General features: G+C 56.8%; 16 protein-coding genes. 8 read left to right on the top strand and 8 right to left on the bottom strand.

Annotated elements, in window-relative coordinates:
• The 3 genes from B7364_RS09580 to B7364_RS09570 all read right to left on the bottom strand — a co-directional run.
• Positions 1 to 506 (bottom strand): DUF2939 domain-containing protein (locus B7364_RS09580; protein ID WP_198534169.1); only part of this gene is annotated, 506 nt, incomplete at its 3' end.
• Positions 507 to 606: 100 nt separating this feature from the next.
• Entirely contained in the window at positions 607 to 1,734 is a 1,128-nt protein-coding gene (locus B7364_RS09575) for a DUF3667 domain-containing protein (RefSeq protein WP_157893625.1), read from the bottom strand.
• A 173-nt stretch (positions 1,735 to 1,907) separates the two neighbouring features.
• A complete protein-coding gene (locus B7364_RS09570) occupies positions 1,908 to 2,360 on the bottom strand; it encodes a DUF6196 family protein (RefSeq protein ID WP_085339773.1) in 453 nt (150 codons plus the stop codon).
• A 156-nt stretch (positions 2,361 to 2,516) separates the two neighbouring features.
• On the opposite strand from B7364_RS09570, the gene B7364_RS09565 reads away from it, so the two are divergent.
• The 5 genes from B7364_RS09565 (at position 2,517) to B7364_RS09545 (ending at position 7,547) form a co-directional block, all read left to right on the top strand.
• On the top strand, positions 2,517 to 3,053 hold the full coding sequence (locus tag B7364_RS09565) for an NAD(P)H-dependent oxidoreductase (protein WP_085339772.1): 537 nt from the start codon (positions 2,517 to 2,519) through the stop codon (positions 3,051 to 3,053).
• Positions 3,046 to 4,950, top strand: a complete 1,905-nt coding sequence (locus B7364_RS09560; RefSeq protein WP_085339771.1) for a monovalent cation:proton antiporter-2 (CPA2) family protein — start codon at positions 3,046 to 3,048, stop codon at positions 4,948 to 4,950. The genes B7364_RS09565 and B7364_RS09560 overlap by 8 nt, the downstream gene beginning before the upstream one ends.
• A gap of 73 nt (positions 4,951 to 5,023) precedes the next feature.
• Positions 5,024 to 6,232: a threonine ammonia-lyase gene (locus tag B7364_RS09555; protein WP_085339770.1), complete on the top strand. Its 1,209-nt coding sequence runs from the start codon at positions 5,024 to 5,026 to the stop codon at positions 6,230 to 6,232.
• Positions 6,233 to 6,260: 28 nt separating this feature from the next.
• On the top strand, positions 6,261 to 6,932 hold the full coding sequence (locus B7364_RS09550; protein WP_085339769.1) for a glutathione S-transferase: 672 nt from the start codon (positions 6,261 to 6,263) through the stop codon (positions 6,930 to 6,932).
• A gap of 45 nt (positions 6,933 to 6,977) precedes the next feature.
• A complete protein-coding gene (locus B7364_RS09545; protein ID WP_085339768.1) occupies positions 6,978 to 7,547 on the top strand; it encodes a hypothetical protein in 570 nt (189 codons plus the stop codon).
• Here the strand turns inward: B7364_RS09545 and B7364_RS09540 are convergent.
• The gene (locus tag B7364_RS09540) at positions 7,519 to 8,418 is read right to left on the bottom strand and encodes an HpcH/HpaI aldolase/citrate lyase family protein (protein WP_085339767.1); all 900 of its coding nucleotides are present in this window, start codon (positions 8,416 to 8,418) and stop codon (positions 7,519 to 7,521) included. The two genes, B7364_RS09545 and B7364_RS09540, sit on opposite strands and share 29 nt — an antisense overlap.
• A 68-nt stretch (positions 8,419 to 8,486) precedes the next feature.
• On the opposite strand from B7364_RS09540, the gene B7364_RS09535 reads away from it, so the two are divergent.
• Together B7364_RS09535 and B7364_RS09530 are read left to right on the top strand one after the other, a co-directional pair.
• Positions 8,487 to 9,320 (top strand): bifunctional hydroxymethylpyrimidine kinase/phosphomethylpyrimidine kinase, encoded by an 834-nt coding sequence (locus B7364_RS09535; protein ID WP_085339766.1) that lies wholly within the window; start codon positions 8,487 to 8,489, stop codon positions 9,318 to 9,320.
• Positions 9,321 to 9,337: 17 nt separating this feature from the next.
• Positions 9,338 to 10,471 carry a serine hydrolase domain-containing protein gene (locus B7364_RS09530; RefSeq protein WP_085339765.1) on the top strand — a complete coding sequence of 378 codons (1,134 nt, stop codon included), beginning with the start codon at positions 9,338 to 9,340 and terminating at the stop codon, positions 10,469 to 10,471.
• On the opposite strand, the gene B7364_RS09525 is transcribed toward B7364_RS09530, so the two are convergent.
• Genes B7364_RS09525 through tsaE form a run of 3 tightly spaced genes read right to left on the bottom strand, consistent with a single transcriptional unit; the run spans position 10,441 to position 12,777 of the window.
• Entirely contained in the window at positions 10,441 to 11,184 is a 744-nt protein-coding gene (locus tag B7364_RS09525) for a nucleotidyltransferase family protein (RefSeq protein ID WP_085339764.1), read from the bottom strand. The two genes, B7364_RS09530 and B7364_RS09525, sit on opposite strands and share 31 nt — an antisense overlap.
• A complete protein-coding gene (locus tag B7364_RS09520) occupies positions 11,181 to 12,308 on the bottom strand; it encodes an aminoglycoside phosphotransferase family protein (protein ID WP_085339763.1) in 1,128 nt (375 codons plus the stop codon). Before B7364_RS09520 ends, B7364_RS09525 begins: the two co-directional genes overlap by 4 nt.
• The gene (tsaE, locus tag B7364_RS09515) at positions 12,298 to 12,777 is read right to left on the bottom strand and encodes a tRNA (adenosine(37)-N6)-threonylcarbamoyltransferase complex ATPase subunit type 1 TsaE (RefSeq protein ID WP_232780866.1); all 480 of its coding nucleotides are present in this window, start codon (positions 12,775 to 12,777) and stop codon (positions 12,298 to 12,300) included. The genes B7364_RS09520 and tsaE overlap by 11 nt, the downstream gene beginning before the upstream one ends.
• Before the next feature lie 78 nt (positions 12,778 to 12,855).
• Between tsaE and B7364_RS09510 the strand changes: the two genes are divergently transcribed.
• Positions 12,856 to 14,952 (top strand): TonB-dependent receptor, encoded by a 2,097-nt coding sequence (locus tag B7364_RS09510; RefSeq protein ID WP_085339762.1) that lies wholly within the window; start codon positions 12,856 to 12,858, stop codon positions 14,950 to 14,952.
• Here B7364_RS09510 and B7364_RS09505 read toward each other — a convergent pair.
• On the bottom strand, positions 14,942 to 15,787 hold the full coding sequence (locus B7364_RS09505) for a fumarylacetoacetate hydrolase family protein (RefSeq protein ID WP_085339761.1): 846 nt from the start codon (positions 15,785 to 15,787) through the stop codon (positions 14,942 to 14,944). The two genes, B7364_RS09510 and B7364_RS09505, sit on opposite strands and share 11 nt — an antisense overlap.
• Between the last annotated feature and the right edge of the window lie 107 nt (positions 15,788 to 15,894).

Below are 15,894 nucleotides of genomic sequence, written 5' to 3'. Positions count from 1 at the left end.
CAACGCCCTAAGCCACGCCGTGGCCCTCGCCGAATGGATACCCCAAAATAGAGGATACAGGCCTTTGTCTGTGGGTCTGGCGCGCAAACGCGACCATCGGCCAAGCGCTTAAGGCCCATGCTGGTTGCTGTCCGGCTTGGCAAAACCGTTTGTGGCGTCAACCCAGCACGACGGGCGAGATCTGCGAGGATGGCGGGTTCTAAAGCTTGTTTAGACAAGCGCTCCAACACGGGATTGGCTAAGTCCGCACCCAAAACGCCCAGAATCTGCCCGCCTTCACCGCCTCCGGTCCGTTTGGCGATCTCATTGGCGGCAATCGCCCGCGCAATGCCGGTGACTTGCGCTTGTAAGGCAGGTCGATCAATTCGCGCCTCAATGCCCGCCAAGTCGCGGTCCCGTAGTGCCATCACGAAGGCCCGTACATCCGACGAGGCATCAAGCGGACCCGGCGCCGTCGCACAGCCGCTGAGTGCCAAGAGCAAGCAGAACCAGACAAATTTGCGCATATTCATCCCCGCAGAAATTCAAAGCCTAGGCAAATCATCCTAGGCGTGGACGCATGAATGACGACTAAACATTATGCCAGAACATGCTCTGGGAGTTGGCCTAAATAGCTGTGAGAAACACCACACTGGAGAAGAACAATAAGATGGCAAAGGGTGCAAAAAACAGTCCAAAAGCCGCCGTGAGGCCGAAAGCGGTCGTATATCTCAACGCATAGGCATGTTTGAGGTGGAAGAAGAGGTGAATCACGCAAACAAAGAACAAATAGTCGAGGAGGTCAGCCCAAGCGATCCAATGGGCAAGAATCGTAAAACCGATAAAGACCAGGACCAGAAACGCGGATGCATAGAGCGTAAAGACAACATGATCATAAAGTTTAGTATCGCGCCGCCAAGCTAGCAGCAGGCAGATGAAGGGCAGGCTTGCCGGCACAATCAAAATCGCAAAGCTGTGTGCCGACGCGGCAAACTTTTTCACAAAAGCCTTGGGGTCTTTCAGGTTCGGATTAACGCGCTCATTCAGGGCTGGCCATGGCGTTTCCACCTGAAAGCCTGAAGGTGCGAAGAGCAAAATCAATTGCGCGCTTTTATCCCAAAATGTTGCCTTATGGTTATCTTGAGAAAGGATGAGAACCGATTTGCGTGCTAAGTGGACGCCCTCTGGTTCCTTTGCGCTGCCAGTTTCTGCCGTGATGCTTGCTGCGACGGCATTAATTTCAAATAGAATGTCTCTCGAGCCATTTCCAAGCAGGTCTTCACCCTTGTAAATGAAGCTGATTCCAAACGGATCTCCTGTTGCGGTGATTTTACCTTCGGGCAAGGCCTGAATTCGCGCTAGCCTTTCTTCTGTTTGCACCACACGGGCCCTATCCGTTTCCACTTCCGATTTAGCACTCAAGAGCTCTCGGGTCGTCTGCGCATTGCGCTCAGTCTCGGATGTTTGGCCCAGCGCTTGGAGCTTTTGCTGGCTGACTGAGAGCATTTTTTGTGCGTCGGCGAGTTCGGCCCGCACTTCGTTTAGGAGTTCCTGCTTCGTATAGTGCTTAGCTGCAAAATATGTTGGGCCAACCAAGAGGCTATAATAGGTGAAGAGGAAGAAGACGGACGCCACGAACAGGGTAAATGGTGGGAGGAACCCAACACGTTTGCCATAGACAAAATCTCTCGTCAGTTTGCCGGGTCGGAAAAAGAGATTGAGAACTGTTCGAAAAGTCCTCGAATCTAAATTCACGATGCTTCGGAAGATATCCGTGACTTCTTTGAGGTAAGACCGATGGACGGCGGATGATTGTCCGCACCCATGACAGAATTTGCCGACTAGCATGCGTCCGCAATTCTGGCAGGTCGACACCTCGCGTGTCGGTGGACTGATTTGTGTTGGGGGCGCGGAAGTCTCAGCCAAGCTTAATGTCCCGCTCGTGCTTTTAGTTGCAAGCCCACGATCAGCGCCTCGACTGCCTGCGCGCAACTCAGGGGCAGGCCCCAATAGTCATAAATGCCACCCCTTGAGTCATTTCTCCCACAAATGACCACGACGCCGGTGCCGACCTCTTCTTTGATCAGGCTCGCAAGCCAACCCACAAAACCGCTATTGTCGAGGCCGGGTTCGAAATGGAAACAAATGATCTTGAATGCCTCCTGATCCGTGGGGCCATGGATCGGCACGAGTTGTGACCAGACCTCGCCGTCGCGCACCAAGGCCAGCGCCGCGAGGTCGACAGATCGTTGGAAATCTGCCGCCGCAAAAGTTTCAAATCGATAGAGTGCTGGCTCTACCTGCCAGTCGGCGCTGGCAATTACCTGCAACAATCTATGATGCGTTTCGTCGGGGGTCTCCTGACTCACATGGACAAGCATGGCAACTACACAGGGCTCAAATCTTACTCCAAAGTAGTGATAAGCTGACTTAATGCGCGACACAACATGATTTTTGTGGGCGCTATCTGGACAGCAAAAAGCCGCAGGCTGGACCTTTCAGACAATGCCCCTTAGACCTGAAGCATCGGGGGACACGTGCCAAAATCAGTTTTGATCCTTTTTGCGCATCCATCTTATGCGCGTTCGAGAGCCAACTGCGCCTTGCGTTCGGTTGCGCAAGACCGCGAGCATGTGACGGTGCATGATTTGTACGAGACCTATCCGAATTTTCTGATTGATGTGGAAGCAGAGCAGCGTTTGCTGCTGGACCATGACCATATCATTTTGATGCACCCCTTTTTTTGGTACTCTGCGCCCTCCTTGGTGAAGGAGTGGCTCGATGTCGTCTTGGACTATGGATGGGCCTTTGGCGAAGGCGGAACCGCCTTAGCAGGCAAGACTTGGACCCAAGCGATTACGACCGGCGGCCCCGCAAAATCCTATTGCTCCGATGGCTTAAACCGCTTTTCTGTTGAAGAGCTTCTCCGCCCATTTCAGGCGACTGCCAATCTTTGCCAATGTGTTTGGCAGCCCCCCTTTGTCGTGCATGCCAGCCGTCAGGCGACACCGGAAATTCTCGCTGAAGCCGCGGCCAATTTTAGCGCCATGCTAGAGGGGCTTATCGATGGCTGAAGCCAATCTTCTTGAATCCGCCTTTGTCTATTTGACGGCGACTGTTGTTTCAGTACCGATCGCAAAACGCCTCGGTTTGGGCTCAGTTTTGGGCTATTTGATCGCAGGTGCGGTCATTGGACCCTATGTCCTCAACCTCGTCGGCGACCCTGAAAATGTCATGCACACGGCAGAGTTCGGCGTGGTTATCATGCTGTTCCTAATCGGACTTGAACTTCAGCCAAGTCTCCTCTGGCGGTTGCGGACAGCAATCCTCGGTATGGGTGGATTGCAAGTGATTGGAACGGGTGCCATCGCCACGGGCCTTGGCATGGCGCTCGGCCTCACCTGGCAAGTTGCGCTTGCGGTTGGTCTGACCTTGTCTCTTTCCTCGACCGCGATTGTACTTCAGTCATTGCGCGAAAAGGGGATAGCTGGAACCGAAGCGGGTCGCGCAACATTTTCAGTGCTTCTGTTTCAAGACATCGCCATCATCCCGATGCTGGCGCTATTCCCATTTCTCGCGACGATCACCGTTGCTGGGGGCGGCGACGCTGCCAAAGGGGCCTTGGCGGCTTATCCAGGGTGGGCGCAAGGTCTTGCGGTCGTTGTTGCTGTAGGTGCGATTGTCTTGGCAGGCCGCGTGCTGTTGCGCCCAATGTTCCGCTGGGTGGCTGCTTCTGGCTTGCATGAGATATTGACCGCCTTTGCGCTTCTCTTGGTGGTAGGCGTGGCCCTCTTGATGCAATTTGTCGGCATTTCGCCGGCGCTAGGGGCTTTCGTGGCAGGCGTTGTGTTGGCCGACAGCGAATTCCGCCATCAGATCGAAAGCGATATTGACCCCTTTAGGGGCCTGTTGCTCGGCTTATTCTTCATTTCGGTCGGGGCAGGGATAAATTTCGCCCTTTTGGTTGCCCAGCCTTGGCTGATCCTTGGGTTGGTGGTCGCCTTGGTACTCGTGAAGGCGATTGTGATGTTTACCATCGCGCGTGCCTTTGGCCGCAAGACAGGCGAGGCGGCATTGATTGGCTTGGGCCTTGCCCAAGGGGGAGAATTTGCCTTTGTGCTCTTTGCATTTGCGGAAGGCGCAGGGGTTATTCCAGCCGAGGTGACAGCCCCCCTAATCGTGGCCGTTGCTCTTTCGATGGCAATCACACCTTTATTGCTCCTGGCAGGCGATTGGGCGATGCGGCGCCTAGAATCGGGTTCTGGCGAGGCGCGTGCGCCCGAGGTGGAAGAAGGCCATCATGACGTTATCGTCGCGGGCTATGGTCGTTTTGGGCAGATCGTCGGTCGGATGCTCTCCACCTATGGCTATAAGATCAGCGTTCTCGATCATGATGCAGACCAGGTGGATGTTCTGCGAGGCTTTGGCCGCAAAGTGAATTATGGTGACGCAACACGGGTCGATCTTTTGCGCTTGGCAGGTGCCGCCGAGGCTAAGCTTCTAATTGTCGCCATTGATAATGATGAGAAGGCGCTTGAGCTGGTGGAAACCGCCCGAGAGGCCTTCCCCAACCTGAAAATTCTAGCCCGCGCCATTGACCGTCGACACGCCTATCAATTGATGGCTGCCAAAGTGGATGGGTTGGAGCGTGAGACTTTTGCGGCGGCCGTCCGCCTAGGGGTGAAGTCGCTGCAGGTGATGGGCAAGCCAGCCTTTGCAGCTGAGCGCGCCGGCATGATCTTCACCCGTTACGACGAACGCGCCTTGACCGCGATGTTTGAAGATTGGCAGCGGGTTGAGTTCGCCGATTATCAGCGCATCGTGCGGGATCGTACTGCGTTGGAAGAAGAGCTGTTGAAGCGCGACATGATTGCCTTGGTTGGTAAAAGCGATGGCGATGAATGGGGCGAGGAGACACTGGAGCGCGAGGCGTTTGAGCGCACCCTTGCCAGTAAAGCAAAGTCTGATTGATCCAAGCCCCTGTCCGGCCTAAAGACGCGGGGCCGTCGGCGATTTGACGGCTTACATAGGGACCGCTTTACTCATGAACGTGACATTAGACTCCATCCGTGCGGCTGCCGCGCGAATTGAAGGCCGCATCATTCGCACACCTTTACTGATGTCGAAGACGCTGTCGGATATTACCGGCGCAGAAGTCTGGGTGAAGTTTGAAAACTTTCAATTCACGGCGGCCTTTAAGGAGCGCGGTGCCCTCAACAAGCTCTTGTTGCTTACCGAAGCTGAGCGTCGCAATGGCGTCATCGCCATGTCGGCGGGCAATCATGCCCAGGGCGTCGCCTATCATGCCTCGCGTCTCAACATTCCGGCGACCATCGTCATGCCACTGGGCACACCGTTCACGAAAGTGGAGCATACCCGCAAGCATGGCGCGCGTGTGGTGCTGCATGGCGAAAGTCTGTCGGAAGCGACCACCTTTGCGTATCAACTCAAGGATCGCGAAGGCCTGACCTTTGTGCATCCCTATGACGATGCCGATGTGATTTCGGGGCAAGGTACAATCGGCATTGAAATGTTGGAGGATGCGCCACAGCTTGAAACCCTGATTGTGCCAATCGGGGGAGGCGGCTTGATCGGCGGAATTGCTGTTGCCGCCCGCGCCATGAAGAATGACATAGAGGTGGTGGGCGTGCAAACCCGCATGTTCCCTTCCATGCATGCTGAATTGGCCGGTAGAGAGCCTGGCCCGCTCTGCGGGGGACAAACCATCGCTGAGGGTATCGCGGTGAAGCAGGCAGGTCGTTTAGGGTTTGAAATCGCCAAGGAATTGGTTCGCGATGTTTTGATTGTCGATGAGGATGATCTGGAACAGGCCATTACCCTGTTCTGCAATGTTGAAAAAACGGTTGCCGAAGGCGCAGGGGCTGCTGGTTTGGCCGCCTTGCTGGCCCATCCGCAACGCTTTAGCGGCAAGAAGGTCGGGATCGTCCTGTGCGGCGGTAACATCGATTCACGGCTGTTGGCTTCTGTTCTCACGCGGGCTCTGGTGCGCGAAAAGCGGATCGTCAGCTTGCGGATTATTGGCGATGACCGGCCAGGCCTGTTGGCCGTGGTCTCCAAAGTCATTGGCGATTTGGGCGGGAATATTCTCGAAGTAGCGCACAATCGTTTGGCCTTGGATGTGCCAGCAAAGGGCGCAGAATTTGATATTCTTATGGAAACGCGGGACTCGCGCCATACCCAAGAAATCATCGATGCGCTGGTGGCTGCCGGTTATCCACCCCGCACCATTTAACACCGAATGCCCATAAAGGACTGGTCCCATGGCTGCTCTGCCGATCCTCACCATTGGCAACAAAAACTATTCCAGCTGGTCAATGCGGCCTTGGCTCGCGCTGAAATGGGCCGGGATTGGCTTTCAGGAACGGATCATTCCTTTGGGGCCACGCGGCATGGGCCCCAATCCAGACATCGTCGCGGTCAGCCCATCTGGCACGGTGCCGGTTTTGGAATTGCCAGAGGGCGAGAAGATTTGGGACACACTGTCGATTTGTGAATGGGCCCATGAGCAAGCCCCAAACGCAGGCCTTTGGCCTAAGGATTCGATTGCCCGTGCGCTTGCCCGGTCGGCTGTTTGCGAGATGCACTCTGGCTTTGCCGCTGTGCGCCAAACATTTCCGATGAACTTGCGTCGCATAAAGGTCGGCCATGAATGGTCCGACACCGTTCAATACCAAGTCCAGCGTATTGATGACTTGTTGTGCGGCCTCAAGGCGCGCTTTGGGAGTGCCGGCAGTCCCTTCATCATGGGCGATCGCTCGATCGTGGACGCTTTCTACGCCCCAGTTGCAACCCGTTTTCGCACCTACCAGGTGCCGGTGTCGGCAGCGCTTCAAGCCTGGTGCGACGCGATTTTCCAAGATCCAGATTTTGCCGCTTGGGATCAGGCCGCCCAGCTTGAAACTTGGATAATTCCAGAAACCGATGCGGCTTAGGGGCATCGGGTGCAACCATTTGGCGCGCGACAGCGTATCACAAACATGATCCAACGCCGCACCCTCTTGCTCTCCGCCCCATTCGCCCTTTTGTCGGCTTGCTCCAAAGCGGAGGCTGTCGCGACGAAGAGTGATTTGGGAACCGCCCCATCGCCCGCAATAGTCGCCTTGACCCCCCGACCCAATGAGCTGGTCTGGCTACAGTTTAAGGGGACAGTCCGCACCAGCGAATCCGTAGCCGATGTTCGCGCCGCTACGCTGCATCGCGCCGTCGTGCGACGCACAGTCGATCGTGACGTCGGCGAGACCAAATTTTTCGATCTATGGCAAAGTGCTGGCCAGCCAGCTGTGGCGGGGCCCTCTTCCACTCGCGCCCTGCGGTCGCTGCAAGATGGCACAAGCGGATTTTGGTTAGAGCGCGAGTTCACCCATCCCGCTCTCGGTCGAGGCGTGGAATCTTCCCGCTTGGCCCGCACAGGTGCCAATGTGTTGGCACTGAGCGGCAAACAAGTCTGGCTTTTGGGTGGCGGAGTGGGTGCTACGCCAGCCCTAACCGCCGATCAAGCGGCGCAGGTGAATGCGTGGCTCATGAGCCTGGGTCTGAAGCCGACATAGCGGCAATCGCGTCGGCGATGGCGACCGTTTGTTCGGCCATATCGCGATGCAAAAGCTCGGTCATTTTTCCATCGACTTTCAGAACCCCCTTGCCCGCATTGACGGGGTCCAAGAAGGCTGCAATCACAGCTCGGGCATGGGCCACCTCGGCCTCTGTTGGCGCAAATACGCGGTTACAAATCTCAATCTGGCTTGGGTGGATTAAGGTCTTGCCGTCAAAACCGAACTCTAGCCCCTGCCAACACATGGCTTCAAAGCCCTCGCTATTGGCTATGTCATTGTAAACACCATCAATCACCGCTAGGCCATAAAGGCGGGCTGCCGTTACGCTGGCAGCAAGGGCAAAGTGGAAGGGGGCCCTATCAGCGGTTTGACGGGCGCGGGTTTCTTTGGCCAAATCATTGGTGCCCATCACAAAAGCGGCGAGGCGCGTTGTGGCACTCGAAGCAGCAATTGAAGCAATCTCTAGAATCGCCCGCGGCGTTTCAATCATCGCCCACAGGCTCATAGAGGGGGCGGAGCCTAGGGCATCCATGGCCTCGCTGGCAGCACGTACTTCTTCGGCAGACGAGATTTTAGGGAATAAAATCCCATCAGGTCCGGCCGCGACAGCCGCTTCCAAATCTTGTGCACCCCAAGGCGAAGTCAGCCCATTGACTCGGATAATCACTTCCCGCTTGCCATAGCCACCGGCCTTCACGATCGCCGCCACCGAGGCGCGCGCTTCATCCTTAGCATCGGGGGCCACCGCATCTTCCAAATCCAAGATCACCGCATCTGCTGGAAGGTTTTTGGCCTTTTCCAAAGCTTTGGCATTGGCACCGGGCATATACAATACACTGCGACGGGGGCGGGCTTGGGGAGCGGTCATGGGAAGCCTTTCACGTGAGATTTGGCTTCTTCTAGCCACAATCAGGGCAGTGGCGTAAAGAGCAGGCCATGCCATTGGTGCTGATTCTTGGTTCACATGTCGCGGGAAGCCGGGTGGGTGGCACCTTGGCCAGCCTCGCTTTGGCCCAATCGCCGATGAAGATTGATCCCGTACATGTGCCGACCACGCTTCTAGGCCGGCATCCTCGCTGGGGACCGCCGGGTGGAGGGGTGGTTAGTTCTGACTTGTTCGCCGGCATGTTGGAGGGTATTGCCGCCAATGGCCTGTTCGCAGCGGTCGATGGTGTCCTGACCGATTATTTTGCCAGCGCCGAGCAAGTCCAGATTGCCGCTCGGGCGATTGATGCCGTCAAAACAGCCAATCCTAGAGCTATTGTTCTCGTCGACCCCGTTTTGGGCGACATGCCTGGCGGGCTTTATGTCGGGCAAGGGGTGGCCGATGCGCTGGGCGAACATCTGATCCCGCGCGCGGATTATCTTACGCCAAATCTGTGGGAGTTGGGCTATCTGACCAAAACAACTCCGCAAGACCTGAGGCAAATTCATGGTGTTGCTACCGCTTTGGGTCGTCCGTCTTTAATCTCTTCTGTAGAGCGGGATGGCGAGATTGGCGGAATGTTGGTTGATGGAACGTGCGCCTGGCTTGCCAGCCACTTTAAATCAGCCAACCCACCCAAAGGCACCGGCGACTTGATGGCGACGATGTTTCTCGCCCATTTGATCGACGGGCAAACAGCGCCGCACGCCATGGCCTTGGCTTTGGCCGGCGTGTCTTACACGGTTGCCCGTGCCCAAGAGTGGGGCGCAGAGGAATTGCCGATTGTCGCTGCTGGCGTTGAGGCTTGGCGGGCTGAGCCCTTGGCCTTGACCCAGCTCAGCTGAAGGGTCCAAATGCGGCTATGACTGATCTGGTTTCACCTTATGTTGCGCCGGGCTTTGAGCCGGTTTTAGATGCTTTCCACTTGAACTTTGAAGAAGGCCTCGAGTTGGGAGCAGGTTTCTGCGCCATTTTGGAAGGCGAGGTCGTCGTCGATCTGGTCGGTGGCCATATGGACCGCGCCAAAACACAAAGCTGGACGCGCGAAACCTTGGTACCAGTCTATTCCACCACCAAACCGATCGCCGCCATGGTTATTGCCCGCTTGCAGGATCAAGGTCTGTTGAACTTTGATGATCCGATTGGCTGGCTGTGGCCAGAGTTTACTACGCATGGCAAGGAGGTGACTGTGGCGCAGGCCTTATCACACCAAGCTGGCGTTCCGGGTTTCCCCGACCCAATTGATCCCGATCTTTGGCTTAATCCGCCTGCTTTGGCAGAAGCCTTGGCCCATGTCGCCCCCATGTGGCGGCCGACGACGGCAAGCGGCTATCACCCTCTGACCTATGGCTATATCGTAGGTGAACTGGCCCAGCGTGCGCATGGCACCAGCCTCGGAACCCAATTGCGTGTGGATGTCTGCCAGCCGCTAGGTATTGATTTCTGGATCGGCCTGCCCGAACTCCATCACAGCCGTTGTGCGGAAATGAGCCGTCCGAAGGCGATGGCGGAATTGGGGCCTGTTTCGGAGGCCCGCCGCGTGGCTTTTTTGACGCCTTGGGCCTCCCCCAATCGAGGTGGTGCAGCTTGGCGTCTTGCAGAGATTCCCTCCGCTAATGGGCATGGCACGGCGCGTTCGGTTGCCACGCTTTATGGCGTCTTTGCCAATGAGGGCAAGATTGGGAACCACCAGATCATTTCCCCCGAGACGATGGCAGATTTCACCAAGCCGCGCATTCGCGGGCTGGATTTGGTCTTGCCCTATGAGATTGAATGGGCGGCGGGCGTGATGCGCAATTCTAATCTACGCTATGGCAGCAATCCCGAAACCCTTGGTCATTCTGGCTGGGGTGGCTCTGGCGGTTTTGGCGATCCGGCAAAACGCTTGTCAGCGGCTTATGTCATGAACAAGCAAACCCCAGCGCTTTTGGGTGATGAACGCGCCGGACGCCTTATTCAAGCGCTCTATGCTTGTGTGGATGCACGCAAAGCCTGAAGCTTAGCCTCGGCATCTTCCCGCGCCTGCGGATCGCCAACATGCAGCCACGGCCCGTCGAGCACGAGGCCATAAAGGCGACCTTGCGGACTCCAGTCGTCAAACCATGTGCGGGCGAGCGAGCGTTTGGTAGCGGTTTTGCCTTCAAACTTTGCCCTGGTCGTGATTTGCACCCCAGCATACGCATAAGGCGCACTTGCAGCCTCGCCGCGACGGGTAAGCCTGCCGGCTCCGTCCATGAAGAAATCGCCTGGTCCATCAAACCCAAGGGCTTCATCTAGGCGTGCCAGCAGCAGCAAGCCATCCATGCGGTTCGGGTCAAAGGCCTCTGCCATCCGTTTGATGGCGGTCTCATCCAACCAGATCGCATCGGCATTGCAGGTGAAAAGTGGCCCATCTGGGAAATGCTGCAAGGCATAGACAAGGCCACCTTCGGTTTCCAAAGGCTCAGGCAAAGCGTCTTCGCGCGAAAAGATCAGGCTTGGCTTGGCTTTGCCACGGGGGGTTAAATGCGCCACCAATTTCTCGGCAAAGTGAAAGCTATTGACCACGGCTGTGCCGACACCGGCTTCTGCAAGGCGGTCTAACATATGGTCAACCAGGCATCGGCCATCGACCTCAACCAACGCTTTTGGCCGGTCGTTGGTTAAGGGTCGCATGCGTGTGCCGAGGCCCGCCGCAAACACCATGGCATGGCTTGGCATCGCACTCATGCAGTTTGTGCCTGCCGAAATGCCTCGAGGGGCACATAACGTGCCACCCAGCTTTGCATCTCTTTGAGGCGGGGGTGGGTCAGGACTTGGGCCAGATGCCCTGCCTCACGCGGCATGAACTGGCGATAACGTTGCTTGCCATCTCGGCCTACGAGACGGGAGAAGATACCCAAGATGCGCAAAGCATTGATCGCGCCTTGGATGGCCAGCTCTTCATCGAATGGCGCGCGCTCAGACCCCGTCGCATCTAGATAAGCCCGAATGGTCGCTTCATAGGCCTCAGGACTGACATCACGTCGCGCATCATGCAGCAACATGGCAAAGTCCCAAGCGCGATAGCCATGTACAGCGTCTTGGAAATCGAGCAAACCAACGCGTGCGATGCCCTGCCGCTCTGGCAGCCACAATATGTTCTCAGCATGATAGTCGCGCAGGGTAAAGGCGCGTGGATGGGTCAGGATTTCGCCAATCAGGGTATCGCGAATTTCTGCCCATTCGGCGCGAGCATTGGCACTAAATCCATCAAGGCCTAAAAAACGCGGAGTCCAGTCCACAAACAGATTGGCATTTTCGCGCAAGGCAATCGCATCAAAATCTAAGATTGGCCAAGGGCCCATGGGTGAGGGAAGGTTTGCCGGGATCGGCGTCCGATGCAAGGTAGCCAAGGCTTCACCGGCAACATGATAGAGCTCAACTTCATCGGCACGGCCTTCGGCAATGACCCGCGCATAGAGATCATCTCCCAAATCCTCGACGACCGCGACGCCAACAGGCGCATTCACCGCCAAGGTGTCGGGGGCAGAAAAACCGTGGCTGCGTAAATGAGTGCCAATAGCGACAAAGGCCTCCACTCGCGATGCCGCTAGTCGCGACAGCGCGTTCCAGCCCAAAGCCTTACGCGTCTCTTCATCCGCGCCGGGCGGACAAGGCCCATCCTCGTTACCTGGCGGGGCCTTCATGAGAATGGCGGTGCGGCCCTCGTGGTTCAAGCGCTCATAGGAACGGGTAGAGGCATCTTGGTCGAATTTTTGCCGATCTGCTTGGCCGAAGCCTGCGGCATACAAAGCCGAAGCGATCGCCGCCTCAAAACGGGTGGCCTCAAGCGTGGAAGTGTTAGAAGTCATTCAGGCGAGATTTCCAAGTCGTAGTCGGGGAAGCCGACAGATGGGCGCGGCGGTGATCGCCCGAAATGAGGATATGGATGTCGAGGCTGCGGGGCGACAAATGCGGCCCCGCTTTATCTGGCCATTCCACCAAGCTGATCACCTCGTCAAGCTCCTCCCAGCCCAATTCCCAGACATCATCGGGGTTTTCGAGGCGATATAGGTCGAAATGAAGCAGTTCTGGCGCGTCTGGCTGTTCGTCCGGGTCGGGCAGATAGCGCTGCACCAAGGTAAAGGTGGGACTAGGGACTTCGGTGTCGCTGTTGAGAAAAGCTTTGATCAGCCCGCGCGCGAGGGAGGTTTTGCCAGCCCCTAAATCACCCCGCAGCGCCAGGCAATCACCCGCTCGCACCACTTTGGCCAAGCGCGCCCCAAGGTCGCGCGTATCGCGATCGGTCGCAAGGTCGAAGGAAAGCAATAAATCCATCATCACTTTGTCGTTAGAAGAGGTTGGCCGCGCGGTCAAAACCACTCGCTGTTGAAAGCAAGCTAGACTAGGTTTGTTTGCATGTTTTCTTGGCCCAGCCTTCTTCATCTCACAAGCCCCGCCGCAGTTTTACTCCCTGAAACAATCGTTAGTGCGCGGGTGGCCGAGTCTGGGGTAGATACTGAGGTCATTGTAATACGAGCTGAGCGTCTTCCGCCTGATCGGTCCATGCCATCGCAGATCAGTTTGACCAAAACTACCTTGGACTCGTCTCTTGGGGTACGTTTAGACGAGGCGTTGCGGGTTGCACCCGGTGTGGGTCTTTTTAGGCGCACGGCGAGTGGGCCGGCAAACGCCACTATCCAGGGCCTGTCTCTAAGGCCGATTGCGCCAAATGGGGCCGGGCGCGCTTTGGTGAGCCTTGATGGTGTTCCCCAAAATGATCCCTTCGGCAGTTGGGTCTTCTGGGTGCGACATGATCCTTTGTTCTTGGAACGGGTTGACGTGCGTCGCGGAGCAGCTGGAGCAGGCTTTGGCCCACTGGCCCTAACCGGCACGTTGGATTTGGTAGAGGCGCGTGGGGGACCATCCCGCATCCGCCTGTCTGCTGGCGGGCAGGGAGCGCTCCAAGCAGCAGGACGCGGCTCTCTGGCGGCAGGCGATGGGACCATCACCGCTTTAGCCTCGTATGAGATGAATGATGGTCTCATCCCTGTTCGTCGCAACCAGCGCGGTGCCGTGGATCTGCCTGCGGACTTCACGGCCTCTACCTTGACTTTGATAAGCGAAATTCCGGGCCACAACGGACAATGGGCGTTTCGGGCTTCCGGATTTGAGGAAGAAAAGGGGGCAGGAACCCTTGGCGGCCGCAGCGCAGCGCGAGGGGCGGATATCAGTGGGGCTCGAAAATGGGCGGGCGATTGGGGTCAATCGCGGCTTATCCTGTTTGCGCAGACACGTGATTTCTCCAACCAAACTGTGTCTGTGCCGACTGATCGCGCCAGTGTTACACCCGCGCTGGATCAGGTTGAAACTCCGGCTTCAGCCTTCGGCGGGTCCCTGATCTATGCCCCCGCTACGGTGCGTTGGAGTCCAAGGTGGAGCTTGGATTGGCGCCAAAGCGAAGGCGAAACGCGTGAGCTATTCCGATTTATCGGCACCAGTTTCACCCGCACGCGGGTGGCAGGCGGCCAGCAAAAGCTGTTGGGGCTTGGCCTAGATCTTCCGCGTGCCCTGTCGTCCGCAGACGAACAATTGGGCTTAGATGTAACCCTGCGCGTGGATCATTGGGCCCATGATCGCGCCAAGCGCCTAGAGACGGACCGGGTAACGGGGGCGGTGACGCTGTCAGAAGCGTCTTCCGATAAAAATGGCTATGTTGCGACGGGCCGGATGTCCCTATTTGCCATGGGCGGACAAGCGCGCCTGAGCCTGTTTCGAACTTTCCGCCCGCCCAGTCTCAACGAGCTGCACCGTCCTTTTCGGGTCGGTAATGACGTGACTGAGGCCAATGCCAATCTCGTGCCGGAGGTGCTTGAAGGTTTGGATGTTGACTTGAATGCAAATTGGCAGGGGCTTGGCGGGGATTGGAAGGGCAGTCTGACCTTTTATGCGAACAAGCTTAAGGACCCGATCACCAATGTAACCATTGGGATTGGTCCCGGTGTGTTGCCCCGCGTCGGTTTCTTACCCGCAGGCGGCACCCTGCGTCAGCGACTGAATGCGGGGGAAGTTCAGGCCAGAGGTATGGAAGCTGGATTGACTTGGGTAGCGGCTGGAAGCGGCATGCAGCCGGAAGTCGAGATGCGGTTGTCTTTGGTCGATGCCGAAGTTGACGGGGGGCGATTACTTCCCGCTCTGACAGGTCGGCGTCCGGCCCAATCAGCTCCATGGGCAAGCTATCTTGGGTTCACATTGCCGCTGTCAGCCGGGCCAAAGTTGAAGGTCGCGCTGCGTGGTGAAGGCCCGCGCTTTGAGGACGACCTCAATAGCCGCAAACTTAAGGCCTATCAGGCTTTGGATTTGCGCGCCTCTTGGTCGCCAAAACCGGATCTTGACTTCTATGTCGCGGGCGAAAACGTCACGGGTGCACGGATTGCGACGGCCATATCGGGCGCGGGAATCTTGTCGGAAACTGCTACCCCTATCTGGCGCTTGGGCATGACGATTACGCGATAAAGGTGGCTTTTACCTCATCGACAATTTTGTTCTCAATCACACCCAGGCTATCGACTTCACAACGCACCGTGTCGCCCGCAAACAGATAAACCGGCGGCGTGCGGGCAATACCGACCCCCGCTGGTGTACCGGTGAAAATGACGTCGCCGGGCAGCAGCGTGAAGGCGGTGCTTAAATGAGCAATCATCTGCGGGACCTTGAAGATGAGGTCGGCCACGCAACCGTCCTGCATTAATTGACCATTGACGTAGCACCGCAGACGCAACTGATCCAAGTCTGCGATTTCGTCAGCAGTCACCAACACAGGGCCGAACGGGGCATGGGTATTAAACCCTTTGCCCATAATCATCGTCGGTGTGGCCTTTTGCCAATCGCGAACGGAGTAATCACACCCCACGCAATAGCCCGCGATCACTTCATGGGCGCGTTCGACCGGTACATGGCGAGCCTCTGCCCCAATGATGACCACAAGCTCGACCTCGAAATCGAGCATATTAGATACACAGGGCTTTTCTACCTCACCATAGGGCGCATTCACGGCCGTGATCTGCTTCATGAACCAGGTTTGGATTGCAGGCGGTTCTCGACCCGTTTCGGCTGCATGATCGGCATAGTTCAAACCAATTCCAAAGATGCGCGGGGGGTTAGGTACGGGGGCGAGGAACTCAATCGTGTCCACCGGTACTTCTCCCACACTTGCACGGCCGCTTGCGGGGCCGCGAAGTGCCGATATTACGCCTAACCCATCACCGGGGGCTGCCAAAATCTGCGCCACTTTGCCTTCAATTTGCGCGATCCGCCGTGCGCCATTGTGCATAATTGTAGCAAGTTTCATGCGCTTAGCATCCTCATGGTCTCGTGAAGCGCCAAGTTGTGACGATTTGGCAACAGCACACAATTGTGACTTGAGATTGCAGTATTTCACCCTCGACCCCTACGTCA

This window comes from Aquidulcibacter paucihalophilus, assembly GCF_002105465.1.
GTDB lineage: Bacteria > Pseudomonadota > Alphaproteobacteria > Caulobacterales > Aquidulcibacteraceae > Aquidulcibacter > Aquidulcibacter paucihalophilus.
This window is presented reverse-complemented; position numbering and strand designations above follow the sequence as displayed.

Bases quoted from the DNA above. Each gene is read 5' to 3' on its own strand.
- B7364_RS09570 (WP_085339773.1), bottom strand. From the start codon at position 2,360: ATGCTTGTCCATGTGAGTCAGGAGACCCCCGACGAAACGCATCATAGA.
- B7364_RS09560 (WP_085339771.1), top strand. From the start codon at position 3,046: ATGGCTGAAGCCAATCTTCTTGAATCCGCCTTTGTCTATTTGACGGCG.
- B7364_RS09555 (WP_085339770.1), top strand. From the start codon at position 5,024: ATGAACGTGACATTAGACTCCATCCGTGCGGCTGCCGCGCGAATTGAA.
- B7364_RS09550 (WP_085339769.1), top strand. From the start codon at position 6,261: ATGGCTGCTCTGCCGATCCTCACCATTGGCAACAAAAACTATTCCAGC.
- B7364_RS09545 (WP_085339768.1), top strand. From the start codon at position 6,978: ATGATCCAACGCCGCACCCTCTTGCTCTCCGCCCCATTCGCCCTTTTG.
- B7364_RS09540 (WP_085339767.1), bottom strand. From the start codon at position 8,418: ATGACCGCTCCCCAAGCCCGCCCCCGTCGCAGTGTATTGTATATGCCC.
- B7364_RS09535 (WP_085339766.1), top strand. From the start codon at position 8,487: ATGCCATTGGTGCTGATTCTTGGTTCACATGTCGCGGGAAGCCGGGTG.
- B7364_RS09530 (WP_085339765.1), top strand. From the start codon at position 9,338: ATGACTGATCTGGTTTCACCTTATGTTGCGCCGGGCTTTGAGCCGGTT.
- B7364_RS09525 (WP_085339764.1), bottom strand. From the start codon at position 11,184: ATGAGTGCGATGCCAAGCCATGCCATGGTGTTTGCGGCGGGCCTCGGC.
- B7364_RS09520 (WP_085339763.1), bottom strand. From the start codon at position 12,308: ATGACTTCTAACACTTCCACGCTTGAGGCCACCCGTTTTGAGGCGGCG.
- tsaE (WP_232780866.1), bottom strand. From the start codon at position 12,777: ATGATGGATTTATTGCTTTCCTTCGACCTTGCGACCGATCGCGATACG.
- B7364_RS09510 (WP_085339762.1), top strand. From the start codon at position 12,856: ATGTTTTCTTGGCCCAGCCTTCTTCATCTCACAAGCCCCGCCGCAGTT.
- B7364_RS09505 (WP_085339761.1), bottom strand. From the start codon at position 15,787: ATGAAACTTGCTACAATTATGCACAATGGCGCACGGCGGATCGCGCAA.